Origin of the sequence: Nocardia sp. NPDC006044 (genome assembly GCF_042871115.1) — a bacterium.
Classification (GTDB): Bacteria; Actinomycetota; Actinomycetes; order Mycobacteriales; family Mycobacteriaceae; genus Nocardia.
Map to the genome: position 1 here is coordinate 1,382,908 of NZ_JBIAID010000002.1, position 18,405 is coordinate 1,401,312.

At 67.2% G+C, this 18,405-nt stretch carries 16 protein-coding genes; 9 read left to right on the plus strand and 7 right to left on the minus strand.

Annotated features, from left to right (window positions below; genetic code table 11):
* Nucleotides 1-2 precede the first annotated feature (2 nt).
* From ACFYO1_RS23955 to ACFYO1_RS23965, 3 genes are all read right to left on the minus strand, one after another.
* Nucleotides 3-941, minus strand: a complete 939-nt coding sequence (locus tag ACFYO1_RS23955) for an SCO2523 family variant P-loop protein (RefSeq protein WP_387234839.1) — start codon at nucleotides 939-941, stop codon at nucleotides 3-5.
* A complete protein-coding gene (locus tag ACFYO1_RS23960; RefSeq protein WP_387234842.1) occupies nucleotides 934-2,811 on the minus strand; it encodes an SCO2524 family protein in 1,878 nt (625 codons plus the stop codon). Before ACFYO1_RS23960 ends, ACFYO1_RS23955 begins: the two co-directional genes overlap by 8 nt.
* A 329-nt stretch (nucleotides 2,812-3,140) precedes the next feature.
* Nucleotides 3,141-4,016, minus strand: a complete 876-nt coding sequence (locus ACFYO1_RS23965; RefSeq protein WP_387234845.1) for a DUF2268 domain-containing protein — start codon at nucleotides 4,014-4,016, stop codon at nucleotides 3,141-3,143.
* Nucleotides 4,017-4,325: 309 nt separating this feature from the next.
* Between ACFYO1_RS23965 and ACFYO1_RS23970 the strand changes: the two genes are divergently transcribed.
* A complete protein-coding gene (locus ACFYO1_RS23970) occupies nucleotides 4,326-5,975 on the plus strand; it encodes a cutinase family protein (protein ID WP_387234848.1) in 1,650 nt (549 codons plus the stop codon).
* Nucleotides 5,976-6,063: 88 nt separating this feature from the next.
* Here the strand turns inward: ACFYO1_RS23970 and ACFYO1_RS23975 are convergent, their stop codons facing one another.
* On the minus strand, nucleotides 6,064-6,942 hold the full coding sequence (locus ACFYO1_RS23975) for a hypothetical protein (RefSeq protein ID WP_387234850.1): 879 nt from the start codon (nucleotides 6,940-6,942) through the stop codon (nucleotides 6,064-6,066).
* Nucleotides 6,943-7,129: 187 nt separating this feature from the next.
* Here ACFYO1_RS23975 and ACFYO1_RS23980 point away from each other — a divergent pair, with 187 nt between their 5' ends.
* The 5 genes from ACFYO1_RS23980 to ACFYO1_RS24000 all read left to right on the plus strand — a co-directional run bounded on the left by ACFYO1_RS23980 (nucleotide 7,130) and on the right by ACFYO1_RS24000 (nucleotide 12,587).
* A complete protein-coding gene (locus tag ACFYO1_RS23980; protein ID WP_387234853.1) occupies nucleotides 7,130-7,864 on the plus strand; it encodes an arginase family protein in 735 nt (244 codons plus the stop codon).
* Between the two features lie 179 nt (nucleotides 7,865-8,043).
* Nucleotides 8,044-9,036, plus strand: a complete 993-nt coding sequence (locus ACFYO1_RS23985; RefSeq protein ID WP_387234856.1) for a DMT family transporter — start codon at nucleotides 8,044-8,046, stop codon at nucleotides 9,034-9,036.
* 55 nt (nucleotides 9,037-9,091) lie between these two features.
* Nucleotides 9,092-9,745, plus strand: coding sequence for a class I SAM-dependent DNA methyltransferase (locus ACFYO1_RS23990; protein ID WP_387234859.1), 654 nt, complete (start codon nucleotides 9,092-9,094; stop codon nucleotides 9,743-9,745).
* Between the two features lie 132 nt (nucleotides 9,746-9,877).
* A complete protein-coding gene (locus ACFYO1_RS23995) occupies nucleotides 9,878-11,233 on the plus strand; it encodes a wax ester/triacylglycerol synthase family O-acyltransferase (protein WP_387234862.1) in 1,356 nt (451 codons plus the stop codon).
* Between the two features lie 229 nt (nucleotides 11,234-11,462).
* The gene (locus ACFYO1_RS24000) at nucleotides 11,463-12,587 is read left to right on the plus strand and encodes an NAD(P)H-dependent flavin oxidoreductase (RefSeq protein WP_387234865.1); all 1,125 of its coding nucleotides are present in this window, start codon (nucleotides 11,463-11,465) and stop codon (nucleotides 12,585-12,587) included.
* Between the two features lies 1 nt (nucleotide 12,588).
* Here the strand turns inward: ACFYO1_RS24000 and ACFYO1_RS24005 are convergent, their stop codons facing one another.
* Nucleotides 12,589-13,557 (minus strand): DUF5996 family protein, encoded by a 969-nt coding sequence (locus tag ACFYO1_RS24005; RefSeq protein WP_387234868.1) that lies wholly within the window; start codon nucleotides 13,555-13,557, stop codon nucleotides 12,589-12,591.
* Nucleotides 13,558-13,687: 130 nt separating this feature from the next.
* Here ACFYO1_RS24005 and ACFYO1_RS24010 point away from each other — a divergent pair, with 130 nt between their 5' ends.
* Nucleotides 13,688-14,284, plus strand: a complete 597-nt coding sequence (locus ACFYO1_RS24010; protein ID WP_387234871.1) for an SRPBCC family protein — start codon at nucleotides 13,688-13,690, stop codon at nucleotides 14,282-14,284.
* A gap of 16 nt (nucleotides 14,285-14,300) precedes the next feature.
* Entirely contained in the window at nucleotides 14,301-14,474 is a 174-nt protein-coding gene (locus tag ACFYO1_RS24015) for a hypothetical protein (protein WP_387234873.1), read from the plus strand.
* Nucleotides 14,475-14,536: 62 nt separating this feature from the next.
* Here ACFYO1_RS24015 and ACFYO1_RS24020 read toward each other — a convergent pair whose 3' ends face one another.
* Both ACFYO1_RS24020 and ACFYO1_RS24025 read right to left on the minus strand, forming a co-directional pair.
* Nucleotides 14,537-15,874: an ABC1 kinase family protein gene (locus ACFYO1_RS24020; RefSeq protein WP_387234876.1), complete on the minus strand. Its 1,338-nt coding sequence runs from the start codon at nucleotides 15,872-15,874 to the stop codon at nucleotides 14,537-14,539.
* A gap of 137 nt (nucleotides 15,875-16,011) precedes the next feature.
* Complete coding sequence (locus tag ACFYO1_RS24025; RefSeq protein ID WP_387234879.1) at nucleotides 16,012-16,788, minus strand: GntR family transcriptional regulator; 777 nt, start codon at nucleotides 16,786-16,788, stop codon at nucleotides 16,012-16,014.
* A gap of 106 nt (nucleotides 16,789-16,894) precedes the next feature.
* Here ACFYO1_RS24025 and ACFYO1_RS24030 point away from each other — a divergent pair, with 106 nt between their 5' ends.
* Nucleotides 16,895-18,385, plus strand: coding sequence for an ABC1 kinase family protein (locus tag ACFYO1_RS24030; protein WP_387234882.1), 1,491 nt, complete (start codon nucleotides 16,895-16,897; stop codon nucleotides 18,383-18,385).
* Nucleotides 18,386-18,405 lie beyond the last annotated feature (20 nt).

Genomic DNA, 18,405 nt, shown 5'->3' on the forward strand with positions numbered 1-18,405 from the left:
CGTCAGAAGAGCCTCTCCCACGTCGCGTCGTCCATGAGTTCCACTGCCAATTCTTTGAAGGCGATCACCGTCTCCTCGTTGGCGATCTTCGCGTCGACGTCGGCGTCGAGGATCAACTGTTCCCGCCACTGCAGCACCGGCTCCATCGGCGTCGTGCCGAGCTTGACACTGGAACCCAATTGATTGGCCAGGGCGAGCTGTTCCAGGGCCTCGTTCTGTTTGCGCAGCCAAGCCCATTGCGGCCCACGGTCTTTGTCGCCGGACCCCTCATTGGTCGACGGCACCGCGGTGCGGATATAGCGCACCGACTCGAGCAGATCACCGACGTCGTGGCCGCATTTCTGCCCGGCCTCCAGCAGGCCGTTCGGGCCGTGTACCAGGCCGTTCGCCGCGAGAATATGCTGGCGGGTCCACCGGTGGAAGACCAGCCACCTGGCCGGCACCGCACGCAATGACTCGGCGGCCGTGGCGCGCAGCACGATCTCCAACGCCGCCGATCGGCCCGCGCTGAGATCGACGAACGTGACATCGAATTCCTGCTGGCAGATCATCAACAGCTCGACACACTGCTTCACCACCTGCGCGGTCGCCGGGAATTCCCCGCCGCCGCGATCTCCCGGAAAAAGCGTGAGCTGATAGGGGTGGCGGAGTGCGTGCAGGTCTTTGCGGTTGGTCTCCGACCGGATATCGCACCTGGCCGGAATGGTGATCCGGTTGTTCAGGTATTCGTGCAGTCCCTGCTTACCGGAGACGCCGCGATCCATCTTCTCGATCTCGAACAATGCGCCGGAGGTCGGCGAGCCGAAATCGAAATCGAGATAGGCGACGCTCTTGCCGTCCACGCTCAGCCGGTAGGCGATATTGCAACTGGTCACCGAACGCCCGGTGCCACCCTTGTCCGAGGTGGAGAAAACCAGTATCCGCTCGGTCAACCTACTCACCTCTCATAGCGTCGAGGCCGGCGACTTCGAGCCCGTCCAATTCGCGCAGGGCGTCGACACAGAGACTGAATGCCGTGGCCGGACGCTCATCGATCAATTTGCTGGCGCGCACCAAGTTCTTTTCTATGTTCTCCAGTGCCCGGCGATTCGGCGTGTTGTCCCGCTCGCTGAGCTCCAGGAATTTTTGATTGAGCAGGTGGTCGGCCTCGTCGAGCAGTTCCAGCGCGCGGGTCAGCGACGTCGGGGACCGGAACGGCGGGTTCTGGTAGCTCGATTCGGCGACGACCAGACATTCGATGATGCGCTCGGTGAAATACCAGGAGGGTTCCTGCGGTTCGTCCGCCGGGGGCGGCTCCGGCTGGCCGGTCGCGGACGGCTCCACGAAAACCCGTGCCGCGTCGTCCCACAGCCCCTTGGCCGGGGCGCGCTGGAAGGCGCGCTGTTCCAGATGATCCATGGTCGCCTGCGCCAGTTGCAGCAGCTGCCTGCGGGTGGACAGCGTGCGCGACAGCTGCGCCGCCTGCAATATCCGCTTCAGCAGCATCGGCGCGTAGTCCGACACCGCCCAGTACAGCAGCGGGCCGCCGTCGATGCCCTCGGTGCCGTTCAACCGCAGCAGCACACCCGGAATGTGCAGGGCGCGTGCGGGATCGTGCTCGGTCAGGCGGCGGGTGATCCGGCCGCGCCGGGCCAGCTCGTCGAAAACGCGGGTGGCCCTGGTGAGGTCGTCGTCATCGGCCTCCCTCGCGATGAGGTCCTGGATCAGCAGGCCGGACACGCAGAGGCTGAAGTAGTCGGATTCCTCGGTGTCGGAGGTGCGCCAGGGGATGTCCTCCAGCGGCCAGTCGCCTTCGCCGAAGCGGGCCATCGCCGACCAATAGCGTTGCGCCAGATCCCAGCGCAGTTGCAGCGCGTCGGCCAGGCGACGCTGGTCCGCGTCGAGCAGGTCGAGCTCGCGGGTGCGGGGCTGGGTCAAGTCGTTGATGCCGTCGAGTGCGGTGATGGTGAAGTACAGGTAGGGCCGACCGACCGCGAAACCCTCCGACTTGGCGATCGGCACATCGAGGAAGTCGATGACCTCGGCGCCCTCGACCACGCCCCAGCTCCAGCCACATTCGAACATCAGGGCCGGGCTCGCGAGGTCGGCCTGCGGCGTCTTGTTCAGCGTGACGTCGCGGAGCAGCCGGCTGCGGACGCGTTCGAGCCGCTTGGCTACGCCGGCGACGATCGCCTCGTTTTCCGCTCCGGTCTGATTGAACATGCTGAGCATGGCCAGGCCCGTGTCGGTTTCGGGGTCCACCGACTGCACGACGAAGCTGCGCACCAATCCGACCATGGCCGCGGTGAGCCGCCGGTTGAGCCGCACCTGCACCGGTTTGATCAACCGTTCCAGCCGCTGCTGGTCGGCGGCGCCGGTCGAATCCTGGAGTGCGCGAAGGTATTGCAGGCCGGCCAGGCAGACCGTCAGCGACATCGAGTACGAATCCACCACATCGACCGCGCGCTGCCGATCGGTCGCCTCGGCGCCCTCGATGGCTCGCAGGTAACTGCCGCCGGAGAAGATCGGTTGATCGTCGCGTTCGTAGCGCCGCAGGTACTCGTCCATCACCTCGACGATCTTCAGGCCGATGCGGCGTTCGCGGCCAAGCGGTTTCAGGGTGGTCCGGACATCGTCGGCGATCCGGTCCGGGTTGTGCAGCGCGAAGCTGCCGATCTGAGTGGCCGGGTACAGCAGGCACAACAGTTGTTCGGCGTCGCTGATGGAGTTCGATCCGTCCCGCCCACCCCAGATCCAGGTGTCGTCTTGATAGCAGGCCGCCAGCAATGAACTCCAGACATTCAGAATCTGGCGCCGTGGCTGGATTCTCATCGATCGCAGCCTTTCTGTCGTCTATGGCTCGCATGAGAACAGAGCGCCCGGCAATAAAGCCGACCGCCCAGTTTGCTTATCTGGTTAGCCTGTACGCGGACAACATCGTTCGCCGTCACGAGATGATCAGTGCAACACCTATTGCCTGCAACAGAAGCGTATCGCGCTACTGCGGGACACGTACGATTAACCTGAGGTTCCGGCAAACGGCGACGGACCGGCGGAACCGTTCGGAAACTTTGCTAAAGATTTGCGATCGGCAATGGTGAGCACGCCATTTTCGGAATGGCCGGGCCGTTACCGAAAGCGGTGCGTGACAATCTTTCCGGCTAGCCGCCCGTCGTGGCCAATTCGATGACCGCGGCCGAGTCGACCAGCAACACGTCCGGCGCCTGTTGTCCGGTGCGCGCGAGATACGCGTCCACGAGCCGGTTTCCGACGGCATAGCCCGCCCCGGTCGGCAATCCCACAGGGGTGCCGCCGAATCGGGCGGCGATCGCATCGCCGTGGACGTAGGCGGCGAAGTTCTGCATGCCGCGCACGCCGAGGCCGGCGACGACCTTGTCGTACACCGCGTCATCGTGCAGCGACGCGACGCCGATGCGGGTGTAGCCGAGTTCGCCGTACAGGTGCCTGGCGAACGCGTCGGCGAGGCCCTCGCTGATCACGTGCTCGCCGACGGTCACGGTATCCGGGTCCCAGCGCACATTGCTGTAGCGCAGGTTGTGGTTCAGCTCGTGCACGGCCGTCGACTCCAGCCGGGCCAGGTTCTCCGCGCTCGGCCAGACGGTGAGCGACACGTAGCCGGAGATGCCGCCGTTGCCGGTCACACCGAGGGCGACATCCATGAAGTGCGGGTCGGAGGGGTCGCCGAGCACCAGCATCACCTGGATGTCGGGGACTTCGATGTCCGGCGTGGCGTTCAGCTGGACCGCCAGCGCGGCGTTCATGGCGGTTTCGATCCGATCCCAGGCGCCGGCGTCGTGCAGTGCCTCCAGTCCGGCCAGCGCGCCGTCGGCCTCACGGTCCACCCGGAACGCGCCGCCCATGTGGTGCAACTCCACCAGATCCGGCGTGCCGGGGAAGTAACGGAACATGCCCGCCGTCGGCTCGAGCATCCGGCGGAGCAACTCGGGCCGTTCGGCGAGCGGCGCGGTCAGTGTGGCGCGCATCTCGGTATAGCTGTCCAGCACGGTGATCGTCACGGGCGACCACGATAGTGATTGCCCCAGCGGCAAGGTCAACCGATTTTCGGCGAGATATTAAAGCGCCATTGCATTTACGGCGTAATTCACCAGGTGAAGCCTGGCTCAACCGGCCCGGGATCGGGAATGGTCAATGCCCCTGTCACTGGGGGCAATTGCCGTTCCCGCAGCATGACTCGGCCCGCCCGGCGCCGCATTCGGACTCGGCCGCGTAACGCTCACCTCCCCTTTTCCGACGTCTCTGTTGACGCATGGCCTCGGGGGGCCAGGCCCGTCCAACATGCCGGTAATTGGAATGGGGATCAGGACATGGATTTTCGCGGGTTCTTTGCCCGACATCGTATTGCCTCCGCTGTCGCCGCACCCGCGGCGCTCGGCGTCGCGGCGATCGTCGCCACCACGTTCGCGCTGACATCGTCGCCGCAGACCAGGGATACGCAGCTCACCTCCTCGGTGACCGAGTGCCACGACATGGTCAGCATCTCGGTCGCCGGGCGCAACGACACACCCAAGCAGGGCACGACAAAGCTGCTGGTGGACGCCAACGGCAACGAATTGCCCGCCGCGCTCTCCGGTGATCACAGCAGCGAATGGGTCGACCCGGTGGTCAACCCGGCCGCCGGCGCCGTCGAACCCGGCTCGTACGCCGCCGTATATATCGCCTACCCGGCGAACATGGCCACCTACGAGGACGCGGTCAACGCCGGTGCGGCGAACACCGAGAAGGTGATGCGGGAAATCGCGCAGGCCTGCCCCGACACCAAGTTCTCGATCGTCGGCTACAGCGAGGGCGCCGACGTGGTGCGCCGGGTCGCGATGAAGGTCGGACATCAGGAAGCGGGCGCGGACGGCCAGTACGGGATCGTCGATCCGGACAAGGTCGTCGGCGTCGTCATCCTCGCCGACGCCGGTCGCTCCGCGGGCGACGGACCGTTCCCCGGCGCGAAGGATCCGAACCATCCCGACGGCTTCGATCAGAACTACCAGAACGGCAAGAACCCGACGCCGGGCCAGGGCGCGTTGCCCGGCACCAGCGGTGATTTCGGCAAGCTGAACGGCAAGATCGCCTCGTTCTGCTCCGACGGTGACCTGACCTGCTCTGCGCCGCAGAACATTTCGCTGCTGCAACTGGTGGTGAACGTGGGCCGGCAGATCAATGTCGACGCGCTCGAACGCGACGGGCTCAACCCGGCGACCGGACAGGACGTCGCCGTCGTGCTCGGTCGCATCGCACTCGCCGCGTTCGCGGACATCTCGTCGAACCCGAACTGGCTCAAGAGCGACGAGACCTTCCTCCAGGTGCTGCTGAAGGTTTCCGACCCGGCGTACAAGCCGGGCCAGGCGCCGAAGCAGCCGGTGGCCAAGGCCGACGCGATCGCGGCCGACACCATGTCGCCGCTGGCCTACCTGCCGCAGAAGATCCTCAACGAGATCATCGGCCTCATCGTGACCAACCAGAACACCATCCCGGTGGTCATGAGCGACCCGTACAAGCTCACCCTCGGCCCCGACCACACCGGTCACCACTTCGACTACTGGCACGACGCCGACCCGGCCAACGGCAGGCCGATGACCTCCGCCGAATACGCCGCCGCGTGGATCACCCACCTGGCCCAGCAGGCGCAGCAGGGCAAGAAGGTCGACACCACCGCCAAGCCCACCGAGGCCGACCTCGCCGCCGCCTACAAGGCCGCCGCTCCCACCACCACCTCACCCACCAAGACCACCACCCCGACCACCACCAGTGCCGCCCCCACCACGAGCAGCACCACGACCACGTCGCCGACCACCACCACGTCGCCGGCCACCACCGGCACAACGACGACAACCGCACCGGCGCCGACCACGGTCGCCCCGACCGAGACCACCAAGCCGGCCACCACCACCCCGACCACAACGGAATCCGCGGCACCCACCACCACGACTGCCGCACCCACCACCACCGCCACCGTCGGCTGACCGAACCGGAAAACCCTGCCCGGCACATCCCGTGTCCGGCAGGGTTTTTCGCTGTCCGGACCTCGACTGTTCCGAGTCAGCGAGGACATCAGCCCATATCCGCCAGCGCGTCGGCGTTCAGAAACACATCGACTCGATTGCTCTCCACTGCAACCGATTCGGCATCGAACATCCCCATCGGCGGCCCGGGCAACTCCCGGGGCGAGGCGATGAAGGCCAGGGCATACCCACCTTCCTCCGGATACAGCGCAGCCACGGGTTCGGATTCCGGCGAATACCGAGCTCCCACCAACAATTCCCACACCGTCTCGTAGCTGAATGTCTCCCGATCCTCCGGGATCAGCCGAGCAGGCAGGAGGATTCGCTGCGGCCACCCCTGCCGCCCGCACTGCACCAACTCATCCCAGAAATCACGCCACCAAAAGCGTTGCGGCGGCGCACCCGCCGCCCACAAAAATTTGCGCCGACCGGCCTGGCCGACCTCGATGGTCAGGAGACGCGTTTTCTTTCGCCGGCCGCTGCTGTGTGCTGAAAGCTCTTTCCGAAGAACACCAGCGACTTCTGCCGTAGTCATCACGGTCATCCAGTCCGCGAACCACCATCCCGGGCCGCTTCGACGGAACGCGAGGTCGCTTACGTGCTTGCCCTTCGACCGCGCGTAGGTATCCAACGGTCCTGGCCAATCCGGTAGCGGGAAAACGTAGAAAGGCTGCTCGCCCAACGGCTTCAACGAATATTCCCACAGCTGCCCGAGGTCCACGTAGATGTGATGCCGCGAGGGATTCGATCCCAGGGTCGCGGTCTTTACCTCGAAGGAAACCGCTTTCCCTGGACGTAATGGCAGATTGCGCACATCGATATCCACTCCTGCGACCGGCCACCACATAGCGGCCCTCGATCGGAACCGATACAGAATATATTGGCTTACCCAGTGTTCGAGCGTCTTTTCCGGCACGGACACACCCATGCGCGACATGATATGTCGCGCTACGCACGGCGGCACCTGCACGAAGTGCGGCCACCAGTCCGCTTTGCGGCAGATCGCTACCGCACCGATCGTCGGTGTGACTCCGAGTAGGGCACCGAATCGGGGGAGCGAGTACCCGACGAATAATCGCGTGCTGCCGGTCGAGCGCCTAATTAGGCTCAGGCCCATGCGTTTTCTCGTGCCCTACCACCTCGACCAGCACCGGCCCGGGCTGGACGCGCCGCTCACCCCGGACGAGGTGATCACCGCCGAACTTCCCGGCACCGATGATCCCTGGGCACGCATGGCGGTCCTATACCACGCGGTGGCCGAGCGAGTGGCGGCGTCCATCCGCCGCGCCGACCACCCGGCGGTGGTCGCGTCCGGTGACTGCACGACCTCGCTCGGCGTCGTCGCCGGACTGCAACGCGCGGGGCTCGACCCGTCGATCGTCTGGTTCGACGCGCACGGCGATGTCCAGACCCTGGAGACGTCTACCTCCGGTTATCTCGGCGGAATGCCGCTGCGGATGCTCACCGGTTACGGCAGGCACCTGATCGCCGACCGCATCGGTTTACACGACATCCCCGAGGAACGCGCAATCCTGGTCGACGGCCGCGACCTCGATCCACCGGAACAGGAATTCCTGCGCACGGCTCGCATCCGGCACCGCACAGTCGACGACCTCGGCGACCTCCCCGAGGGCCCGATCTACCTGCACCTCGACTGCGATGTGGTCGACCCCGGCGACCTGCCCGGCCTGATCTTCCCCGCGCCCGGCGGCCCAAGCCTGCACTCGGTCTCGGCCGCGATCCGCGGCATCATCGACACCGGCCGGGTCGCCGCGTTCGGTCTGGCCTGCACCTGGCGCGACGATCGAGGCGCCGCCGACCGCGTGCGCCCACTGGCCGACTCGATCTGAGGCCGAAAATCGCCGACGCCCGGGCCGGACCGGGCAAAAGTGGCCTGGTCCAAGCCCCGAAAAGTGGATCTGTCGGATGATCGGACCTTGGGTCTAAGCTCCCGTTTGATCGAAAGCGAGTGGAGCATGCCAGTTAGTCACACCTCCCCCATTGTTTCGTGCCGACGGGCGGTCGTGCGATGACGCGGCGCGGCTGGTTGCTGTTCCTCGCGATGGGCGTGATCTGGGGCGTGCCGTACGCGATGATCCGGATCGCGGTGGAGGACTTCGATCCGGTGGTGGTCGCGTTCGGCCGGACGTTGCTCGGTGCGCTGGTGCTGCTGCCGATCGCGTTGTACACCAAGGCCTTAGGGCCGGTGTTCCGGCGGTGGCGGCCGCTGCTGTTGTACACCGTGGTGGAGATCGTCGGACCGTGGCTGTTCATCGGATTCGCCGAGACCACGCTGAACAGCTCTACCGTCGGGTTACTGATCGCGGCCGTGCCGTTGATCGCGGTGGTCATCGTGACCAAGCTCGGCCAGGATCGCTTCGACCGCAGGCGGGTCACCGGGCTGCTGGTCGGCTTCGCCGGTGTGGCCGCGCTGGTCGGTCTCGACATCGATCTGTCCAATCCGGCGGCGCTCGGCGCTATCGCGCTGACCACCATCGGTTACGCGGTCGGCCCGATCGTGATCAACCGGGCGCTGGCGGACCTGCCGCCGCTCGGCGTGGTGACCGCGTCGCTGATCATCGCCGCGGTGGTCTACGCGCCGTTCGCGGCCTTGCGCAGGCCGGACAGTTACCCCGCCGACGCCACGCTGTCGGTCCTCGGCCTCGCGCTGATCTGCACGGCCGCCGCGTTCCTGCTGTTCTTCGCGCTCATCTCCGAGGTCGGCCCGGCCCGCGCGACCGTCATCACCTACATCAACCCCGCGGTCGCCATCGTGCTGGGCGTCGCGGCCCTCGGCGAACCGCTCACCGCGGGCATGGCGATCGGCTTCCCGCTCGTCATCCTCGGCTCGATCCTCGGCACCGCCCGCGGCCGCGAGACGCCGGAGGAAGACCTGTGCACCACGCCGGCGGCGCCCGAGGCGGCCACCATCACCCGCGAGGTGATCGATCGCGGCCATAAGGATGATCGCGCCGCGCCTGCCGGGCTCGACCTGGTCGACGATGTCCGCGACCATACGTGACACGGTGAGCTGACGCCGACCGCCGGCCGCCCCGCGTGCTGTGGATGATGTTGGGGTGGTTGGAAATCGGAACACCCCCGCCGACGTGGACATCACCCGTGCCGCCTACGACGACATCGCGGACGTCTACGCGGAATTCGCCAAGGATCATCTCGCCGGGCAGCCGCAGGACCGCGCCATGCTGTCCCTGTTCGCCGAACTCCTGCCGACCGGCAGTGCCGGCGGGGTGGCCGACATCGGTTGTGGCGAAGGAAGACTCACCGCGCATCTGAACACGCTCGGCCTGCCCGCCTTCGGTATCGATCTGTCGCCGGCGATGATCGCCATCGCCCGGCGGCAGTATCCGGAGCTGTCCTTCGAGGTGGGTTCGATGGAGCGCCTCGCGCTCGCCGACGCCGGCCTGCGCGGCCTGATCGCGTGGTATTCGTTCATTCATCTGCCGCCCGAGCGAATGCCGGATGTGTTGACCGAGTTCTATCGGGTACTCGAGGTGAAAGGGCACGCGCTACTGGCCTTCTTCGCGACCGACGCACCCGACACGGTAGAAGCGTTCGACCACAAGGTGACTCGCGCCTACCGATGGCCACCCGAGCGGCTTGCCGCACTGTTGCGGGACGCCGGGTTCACGGTGCACACGCGGATGGTCCGGGAGCCGGATCCGGGCGAACGATTCCAGCAGGCCTACTTACTGGTATCAAAGCTTCGCTAAAGACCGCGCAGTGACCGTCCGGACCAGGTAACTTAGTGGTGTCGCGCAGGATTCATGGCTGCGCGCGGGCCCGCCCGACAACGTGGTCGATTCGATTGCACACCACACCTGTCGTCAGGGGGCGACCACACCATGGATCTCATTGCACCCATCGATGCCGTTTTCCTGCTCGCCGAATCCCGCGAACACCCCATGCACGTCGGCTCGCTCCAGCTGTTCGAGGCGCCCGACGACGCCGGACCCGACTTCGCCGGGCAGACCTTCGAGAAGTTGTTGTCCCGCAGGGACATCGACCCGACCTTCCGGAAACACCCGGCCACCCTGTTCGGCGCGCCGCAGATGGCGTGGACCAGGGCGGACGACGTCGAACTCGAATACCACGTCCGCCGTCTCGCGCTGCCGCGCCCGGGCCGGATGGACCAGTTGGTCGAACTCGCGTCCCGGCTGCACAGCAACCTGCTCGACCGGCACCGCCCGCTGTGGGAGGTCTACCTCATCGAGGGCCTCGCCGACGGCCGCTTCGCCGTGTACTCCAAGATGCACCACGCCCTGATCGACGGCGTCTCCGCGCAGCGGCTCATTCAGCGCACGCTGACCAGCGAGCCGGACGCGGTCGAGGCGAAGGTCCCGTGGAACCTGCCGCGGACGCCGCGCAAACCCGCGCCGGAGTCCCCGTCCGGACTGCGCGGCGCGGCCCGGAACCTGTTGTCCGCGGCCGCATCCGGGCCCGCCCTGCTGCGCACCGCCCGTCAGGTGCTGCTCGAGCAGCAGCTGACCATGCCGTTCGAGGCGCCGCGCACCATGTTCAACGTGCCGATCGGCGGCGCCCGCCGCACCGTGGTCCGGTCCTGGCCGCTGGAACGGATCAAGCAGGTGAAGAAGGCGACCGGCTCGACCGTCAACGACGTGGTGCTGACCATGTCCGCCGGCGCACTGCGCTCCTACCTCGCGGAGCGGAACGCGTTGCCGGACAAGCCGTTGATCGCCATGGTGCCGATGTCGTTGCGCGCGGCCGACGACGTGGAGACCAATGGCGTGAAGGTCGGCGCGGTGCTGTGCAACCTCGGCACCGACATCGCCGACCCGCTGGACCGGCTACGCGTGGTCAGCGAGTCGATGCGCAAGAGCAAGGACGTCTACAGCTCGCTGTCCAGCCTCCAGACGATGGCGCTGTCCGCGCTGATGGTCAGCCCGATCGCGCTGAGCCTGCTGCCCGGCCTGGTCCCGCTGACCAAGCCGGCGTTCAACATCGTCATCTCGAACGTGCCCGGCCCGCGCGAGCCCATGTACTGGAACGGCGCCCGCCTCGACGCCAGCTACCCGATGTCCATCCCGTTCGACGGCCAGGCGGTGAACATCACGCTGACCACCAACGCGGGCAATCTCGACTTCGGCCTGGTCGGCTGCCGGCGCAGCGTTCCGGAACTTCCCCGCCTGCTCGACCACCTGGAAACCGCCCTCAGCGAGCTGGAGGAAGCCGCCGTCTGAAAGACCCCTGCCGGTCAAAACTAGAACGTGTTACTGTCGATTGATGGTGCACCGACCAGTCGAGGACGCCGCGGTCGTGTCATGGCGATCTCTGCGGCTCGCGGCGAATTCGACGGGTCGGGGGCCGAGCATGCTCCGGCGCGCACCGCGGACATCTATGTAACTCGTTCTAGGACAAGCTGCCGATCGTCGTTCGCGGCGGCGCGGCGGTAAGGGAGACCAGCACGCCATGCGTACCGAAATCTGCGAACGGCTCGGGATCGAATTCCCCATCTTCGCGTTCACCCATTGCCGCGACGTGGCGGCCGCGGTCAGCAATGCCGGCGGTCTCGGCGTGCTCGGTGCGGTCGGCTTCACCGCCGAGGAGCTGGAGGTCGAGCTGAGCTGGCTCGACGAACACGTGCACGGGGTGTACGGCGTCGACCTGGTGATCCCCAGCAAGTACGAGGGCAAGGGCATCGACGGCCTCACCCCCGAGGAGCTGGAAAGCAAACTGGCGGAACTGGTTCCGCACGGCCACCGGGATTTCGCGGAGAAGATCCTGGCCGACCACGGCGTGCCCGCGCTGCCCGACGGCGAGCGGCACAACCAGCTGCTCGGCTGGACCGCGACCACCGCGGCCCCGCAGGTCGAGGTGATCCTGCGGCACCCGAAGGCCAAGCTGGTCGCCAACGCGCTCGGCACCCCGCCCGACGACGTGATCAAGCAGGTGCAGGACTCCGGCCGGCTGATCGGCGCGCTGTGCGGCTCGGTGAAGCACGCGCTCAACCACAAGAACGCGGGCCTGGACTTCGTCGTCTGCCAGGGCACCGAGGGCGGCGGGCACTGCGGCGAGATCTCGTCGCTGGTGCTGTGGCCGCAGGTGATCGACGCGGTCGGTGACCTGCCGGTGCTGGCGGCCGGCGGGGTCGGCAACGGCCGCCAGGTCGCGGCGGCGATGGCGATGGGCGCGGCGGGCGCGTGGACCGGCTCGCTGTGGCTGACCGTCGAGGAGGCCAACGTGCCGCCCGCACAGATGCAGACCTACATCGACGCGTCCAGCCACGACACCGTGCGCTCGCGTTCGTGGACCGGCAAGCCGTGCCGGATGCTGCGCAACGACTGGACCGACGCGTGGGAGCAGGCCGACACCCCGGACCCGCTGCCCATGCCGCTGCAGATGATGGTCGCGCTGGACGGCGTGAAGCGCGGTCACCGCTATCCCGAGGCGGCCAAGGATGTGAACTTCAATCCGGTCGGCCAGGTGGTCGGCATGATGACCAAGGTCGAGCGGTCCGCGGATGTGGTGAACCGGCTGATCCAGGAGTACGTCGAGGCCTGCGATCGGCTCAACAAGCTAAACGGCGGGCTGTAGCTCAACCCGGCCAAGGCGCGTCACCGCGCTTCAGCACCGGGTCGGTGATGCCGCCCCAGCAGGTCAGCTGGTCGGTATCCCACCCGGCCAGCTCGGCGCCGTTCGCGTAGACGGACTGGAAGAACTCGAGGGCGGCGCCCACCGGATCGGCGGTCCGGCGGGCGGCGTCATACGCGTAGTACGCCGAGTGGCCCGCGCCGGACGCGACCCAGTGGGCCTCCGCCGGGGCCAGCGCGCGTTCGACCAGGCCGGCCGGTTCGGGTGCGGTGTAGGAGTAGAAGGTCGGCTCGGGCACCTTGTCGTCGCCGAACCAGAATCCGGAGCTGATCACCTCACGGGAGTAGGCCTCGCGAGTCACCGAATCCACCGTGTCGGGCATTTCGATGTGCCGCGGCGAGAATCGCTGCACCGCGATATCGAAGGTGTGCCAGAACAATTGGACCGGGCTGATCTTGCCGGAGTAGGTCGCGCTGAACTCCTCGAGTATCCGTCCGACCTGGCTCTGCGCCTGAAAGGCGTGGCGCGCCTTGTCGGGGTCGTAGTCCCGGTGCTCGTCGTCGTCCTTGAACGGGCGCTGCGCGTCGGGGAGGTCGAACGGGTGCGGATGCGCGAGCACCACCTCGACGTCGAGGTCGCGCAGGCCGTTCAGCACATCACCGTAGAAGGTCGCCACCGATTGGTCGACGAGGTCGATCTCGACCTGTGTGCCCTGATCCGTCGCGATCCGCAGCACGTGATCGAAGAAGTCGAACGCGCAGGTGAACACCGGTCCGCTGCGTGCGGAGCCGAGCGGGACGGTGGTCCAGCCGCGTGCGGTGAGCCGATAGGTCATGTGCCACCAGTGGTTGCGCCGCACGCCCTTGGTCAGCGCCACCTTGCCGACGATCTGGGCGAAACGGTGCAGTGTCTCCTTGGTCGGTCGCCAGGCTTCCAGCGGGATCGCGGGCAACGGCTCGAATGAGACGGTCATGGACGAAACGGTACGCCGGCCCGTCGGCGAGATCCCCGATCGGGCACTCGGATTCAACTGTCTGAGACAGTATATACTGTGCCGGTCACGCTCGATCGCGGGCGGGCTGGCAACAGACGGAAGTGACTGGATGACAACCTTTCTCACCATCCTCGGCATCGTGATCGCGATCGGCGGCGTCGCCGGGCTGGTCACCCTGATCGTGTCCCGGCGCTGGACCAAAGCCCTGCTCGCGGGTGGCGGCAATCCACTGACGCCGATCAAGGCGGACAGGTTGCGCACATTCATCGATGACAAGGCCGCATTCGTGGTTACCGCCGAGCAGACATTCGACGCCGAGCCCGCGCGGGTCTGGGCCGCGCTCGACACCAACGGGCTGTTCTCCTGGCTGCCGCTGATCAACGGCATGCGCTACCGCGACGACGCGCGCGGCGTCGGGTCGACGCGGGTGTTCGACGGCCTGCTCGTCGCGGGCGCGGAACAGGTGATCGTCAGGGAGGAGGGGCATCGGCTCGCGCTCACCGCGACCACATCGTCGGTGCCGTTCGTCATGAAGTCGATCGCCGAGGAATACGTCCTCAGCGCAACGGATTCCGGCGCCACCACGCTCACCTGGACACTCGCCGCACATCCGCGTCTCGGCGGACTGCTGCCGGTACAGATGTTCGCCCCACTGGCGCGGCCGGTGGCACGATGGAGTCTGCGCGGGCTCAGCACTCGCATCTGATTCATCCGGAGGTGGCATGTACCCGTGCGCGAATCGTCGGTGTGCGGACTCGGCACACGAGTCCCCCGAGTGCCCGAACCTGGTGCGCTCGGACGCGCCCGCGCGCCGGGATCTGGTGATCCTCGCGGTGCTGGCCGTGCTGATCGTGGCCGGGCTGGTCATCGCCGCGTCCGCCGCCGTCCATCACTGAGGCCGGACATCGACGCACCGAACAGGTTGCGGCCGAGACGATCTCGCCCCCATTACCGATGGTCAGGCGGCGGCGCCGTCCTCGCTGAAACCCGGCAGCCAGCGCGAGACCAGTTCGATGAACGGCCCCTCGGCGTCGAGCTGGGCGCACACCCCGACGACACCGGCGAAGACCCGGCCGAGCATGGCGAGTTCCGGAATCTCGGCCGGCGCCTTCACCGCCCTGGTATTGGCCAGCGACACATTCTTCAGGTCCAGTGCGCGAGTGGTGTGCCCCTGCAACAGTTCTCGGCTGATGTGCACGCTGTCGCCGTTGATCTGCGCCACGATCGGCGCGACCAGTCGTCGAATGGGGGCGAGCTCGAGTGCGTGGCCCGGCCGGACGAAACCGTTGTCTCGCAGCACGATTGCCAGCCGCTCGTAGTCCTCCCGCACGGCGCAGCGGGCCAGCTCGCCGATCACCGCCGGAATCCCCGCCGGTAGCGCGATGGACGCGCCGAAGTCGATGATGCCGAGGCGTCCGTCCGCGAGCAGCTGGAAGTTCCCCGGATGCGGATCGCAGTGCAGGTAGCCGACCCGGACGGGCGAAGACAGGGAGAATTCGGCGAGCAGCCGTCCCGCCCGGTCACGCTGCGCCTTAGGGCCGTCGACGATGATGGCGGACAACGGGGTGGCTTGCATCCATTCGGAGACAATCACTTTCGGCGCGCTCGCGATCACCCTGGGCACCTGGAAGTCCGGGTCGCCCGCGAACTCTTTCGCGAAACGCCGCTGGTGATCCGCCTCGATCCGGTAGTCGAGTTCGTCGGCGGTGCGGTCGATGAACTCGGCGATCAAGGCCTTGGCGTCCGCGCCGGGCAGCATGAGACCGAAAGCGCCGGAGAACATCTGGAGCATCTTCAGGTCCGACATGAGCGCCGTATCGGCGCCGGGATACTGCACCTTCACCGCGACGGTCCGGCCGTCCCGCCATACCGCGCGGTGCACCTGCCCGATGCTCGCCGCGGCGACCGGCTGGTCGTCGAACTCGGTGAAGCGCTCCCGCCATCGGCTGCCGAGCTGGTCGGACAGCATGCGCCGCACCGAACTCGCCGGCATCGGCGGCGCCTGCGACTGCAATCGGGTGAGCGCGTCGCGATAGCGGTCCGCGAAACGCGGCGGAATGCCGGCCTCGGCCACACTCAGCGCCTGGCCGAGCTTCATCGCCCCGCCCTTGAGCTCGCCGAGCACCGCGAACATCTGATCCGCGGCCTTGTCGATGAGCTCGTCGTCGAGCTCGCCGCGCGGCGCCCCGGTCATGATCGCGCGACCGGTCGCGGTGACCCGGCGGGCCATGATGCCCATCGGCAGTCCGGCCAGTTTCGCCGACCGCGCCAATCCCTTACGCCTGCTGCCTGCCATGGCTACCTCGCTTCGCTGCGTGCCGCCCAGCCTATTCTGTCTGGGACAGTGAGGCAATGGGGCGGTACATCAACCCGAGCCGAATTCATTGCGCGCGACAGCGCCGAATGGCGGGCAGGAAAGCGAACGGTGCGCGGTCAGGCGGTGGCGGCGTGCTCGGCGTCGGTTCGCTCGGGGGATGCGCCGACCAGCTCGTCGAAGCGCAGGACGACCCGCTCGTGGTACATCCCGAACAGATCCTCGAACAGCGCCACCTGGGCGTCGGACGGCCCGGAACCGGAGTCCCACACCGCCGCCAGCGCCCGCCAGACCAGCACGTGCAGGTCCGGCGCGCCGGCGAAGAAGGCCTCGACCGCCTCCGGCACCTCGAGCACCATCTCGCCGATCGAGTTCATGATCGCCCGCTGCATGGTGAGCCCGAGCGCGGTCAGCAGGGTACGCACCAGGCCGACCTCGATCGCCAGGATCTGGCGCAGGTCCGGATCATCCTGGCGGGCAATGGCTTCGAGCTTGTCGATCTCGGCCTTGAGCACCGCCTGATCGATCGCCTGATCGCTGCCCGTGTAGGCGAGCAGCGTCTCCATCACGATGCCGCGCTCGACGTCGACGATGTCGCGGAACATCTCGATCGCGATGTCCGGCATCGGAATCGAGAAGCGGAACAGCTGCCGATACACGTCGACGCCACCGGCCTCGCGGACGTCGCGGATGGTGAAGCCCTTACCGCGGCGCGCCTCGACGAATCCGTTCGTTTCCAGCCTCCCCAGCGTCAGCTGCGCGGTCGCCCGGTTCATATCGAACTCTTCGGCCACCTGGCGCACGGACGGCATGAGGTCCCCCGGCTGATACTCCCCCGCGGCAACCCGGCGTGCCAACTCATCGGCAACGTCGGCGACTACCGTCTGGGATCCCATCGAAGTCACCTTTCGACTACGTTAGTTTACGTCCCAGACAGTCTAAGCCCTACTGTGCCAGACTGCACGTGTGCAACACTGGTCCGCGCACAGTGTGAGGTGAGTCATGGCTATCCGGCGCAGCGGCGACAGTTCTGACGAGGGTTCAACGGGCAGGCGATCCCGCCTGTTCGCGTCGAGGTCCGACGGCAAACCCCCAGTTCGCGCCTCTGTTCGCAATGCCAAGCTGGCCGCGCTGCCGCTGGCCTTCGCCGGACGACAGGCCGCGGGCGTCGGCAAGCGGGCACTCGGCAGATCGTCCGAAGAAGTCAATCGGGACATCCAGTTGCGCACCGCGCAGCACATGTTCGAGGTACTCGGCGAACTGAAGGGCTGCGCCGCGAAACTCGGTCAGCTGCTTGCCATTTACGAGCTGGCGCTGCCGCCGGAGATCGCCGAGCCCTACCGGATCGCGCTGAGCCGGCTACAGGACGCGGCGCCGATCATGCTCCCGGCCACCGTGCACGAGGCGATCGCGGCCAGCATGGGCGCGGACTGGCGCGCGCAGTTCCAGGAATTCGACGATCGCCGGGCCGCGGCCGCCTCGCTGGGCCAGGTGCACCGCGCGGTGTGGCACGACGGCAGGCAGGTCGCGGTCAAGGTGATGTATCCCGGCGGCCGCCAGGCCGTCGAGGCCGACCTGGAGCAACTGCGCCGGATCTCGCTGCTGGCCACGGTCTTCCTGCCCGGCGCCGACGTCAAAGCGGTCACCGAGGCGATCTGCGACAGTGTCCGCGAGGAACTCGACTATGCCGCCGAGGCCGAATACCAGCGCACCTTCGCCGCCGCCTACGCCGGCGACCCGGACTTCTACATTCCCCAGGTGATCGCGCAGCGCGGCGACGTGCTGATCACCGAGTGGGTCGAGGGCACCCCGGTCACCCGCATCGTGGCCGCGGGCGCGCAGGCCGAGCGGGACCGGGTCGGCATGCTCATGCTCCGGTTCATCACCTCGGGCTGGGGCCTGCACGGGCTGCTCTACGCCGACCCGCATCCCGGCAACTTCCGCGTGCTGCCGGACGGGCGGCTCGGCGTGGTCGACTTCGGCGCCTGCTGCCCGTGGCCGCCGGAGGGCTTCGACGAACTGGCGCTGGACTATTGCAAGGTCTTCTTCAGCACGGGCGGCCCGTCGGAGCTGGCCGCGGCGACCAGGCGGCACGGCTTCGTGGCATCCGGGCGGAGTTTCGATACCGAAGCGCTGTACGCGGCGGTCGAGCCGTGCAGCGAGCCGTTCAAGCATTCGACCTATCGCATGACGACGCCGTGGCTGCGCAGGCAGGTGCTGCGCACCACGAATCCGCGGCTGTCGAACGTGATCCGCGAGATGACCATGCCCGCCTACTTCACCCCGTTCGCCAGGGCCGTGCTCACGCTGGTCGGCGTGCTGAGCCAGCTCGAGACCGAGGGGCCCTACCGGGACGAGATCCTGCGCTGGCTACCCGTGCTCGCCGAGGCGCTCGGCGCCATCGAGGCGCCGGACCCGGATCGCCCGGTGGACCTGGCCGCGGTGCGCAAGCGGCGGGCCGACGAGCAGGACCGCCAGATGTCGGTCGGCTGACCCGCCGACCTCGATGAACC

What these genes read in the sequence shown, in the direction of transcription:
- ACFYO1_RS23960 (WP_387234842.1), bottom strand. Translation starts at nt 2,811, where the DNA reads ATGAGAATCCAGCCACGGCGCCAGATTCTGAATGTCTGGAGTTCATTG.
- ACFYO1_RS23970 (WP_387234848.1), top strand. Translation starts at nt 4,326, where the DNA reads ATGGATTTTCGCGGGTTCTTTGCCCGACATCGTATTGCCTCCGCTGTC.
- ACFYO1_RS23975 (WP_387234850.1), bottom strand. Translation starts at nt 6,942, where the DNA reads ATGGGTGTGTCCGTGCCGGAAAAGACGCTCGAACACTGGGTAAGCCAA.
- ACFYO1_RS23980 (WP_387234853.1), top strand. Translation starts at nt 7,130, where the DNA reads ATGCGTTTTCTCGTGCCCTACCACCTCGACCAGCACCGGCCCGGGCTG.
- ACFYO1_RS23985 (WP_387234856.1), top strand. Translation starts at nt 8,044, where the DNA reads ATGACGCGGCGCGGCTGGTTGCTGTTCCTCGCGATGGGCGTGATCTGG.
- ACFYO1_RS23995 (WP_387234862.1), top strand. Translation starts at nt 9,878, where the DNA reads ATGGATCTCATTGCACCCATCGATGCCGTTTTCCTGCTCGCCGAATCC.
- ACFYO1_RS24000 (WP_387234865.1), top strand. Translation starts at nt 11,463, where the DNA reads ATGCGTACCGAAATCTGCGAACGGCTCGGGATCGAATTCCCCATCTTC.
- ACFYO1_RS24005 (WP_387234868.1), bottom strand. Translation starts at nt 13,557, where the DNA reads ATGACCGTCTCATTCGAGCCGTTGCCCGCGATCCCGCTGGAAGCCTGG.
- ACFYO1_RS24010 (WP_387234871.1), top strand. Translation starts at nt 13,688, where the DNA reads ATGACAACCTTTCTCACCATCCTCGGCATCGTGATCGCGATCGGCGGC.
- ACFYO1_RS24015 (WP_387234873.1), top strand. Translation starts at nt 14,301, where the DNA reads ATGTACCCGTGCGCGAATCGTCGGTGTGCGGACTCGGCACACGAGTCC.
- ACFYO1_RS24020 (WP_387234876.1), bottom strand. Translation starts at nt 15,874, where the DNA reads ATGGCAGGCAGCAGGCGTAAGGGATTGGCGCGGTCGGCGAAACTGGCC.
- ACFYO1_RS24025 (WP_387234879.1), bottom strand. Translation starts at nt 16,788, where the DNA reads ATGGGATCCCAGACGGTAGTCGCCGACGTTGCCGATGAGTTGGCACGC.
- ACFYO1_RS24030 (WP_387234882.1), top strand. Translation starts at nt 16,895, where the DNA reads ATGGCTATCCGGCGCAGCGGCGACAGTTCTGACGAGGGTTCAACGGGC.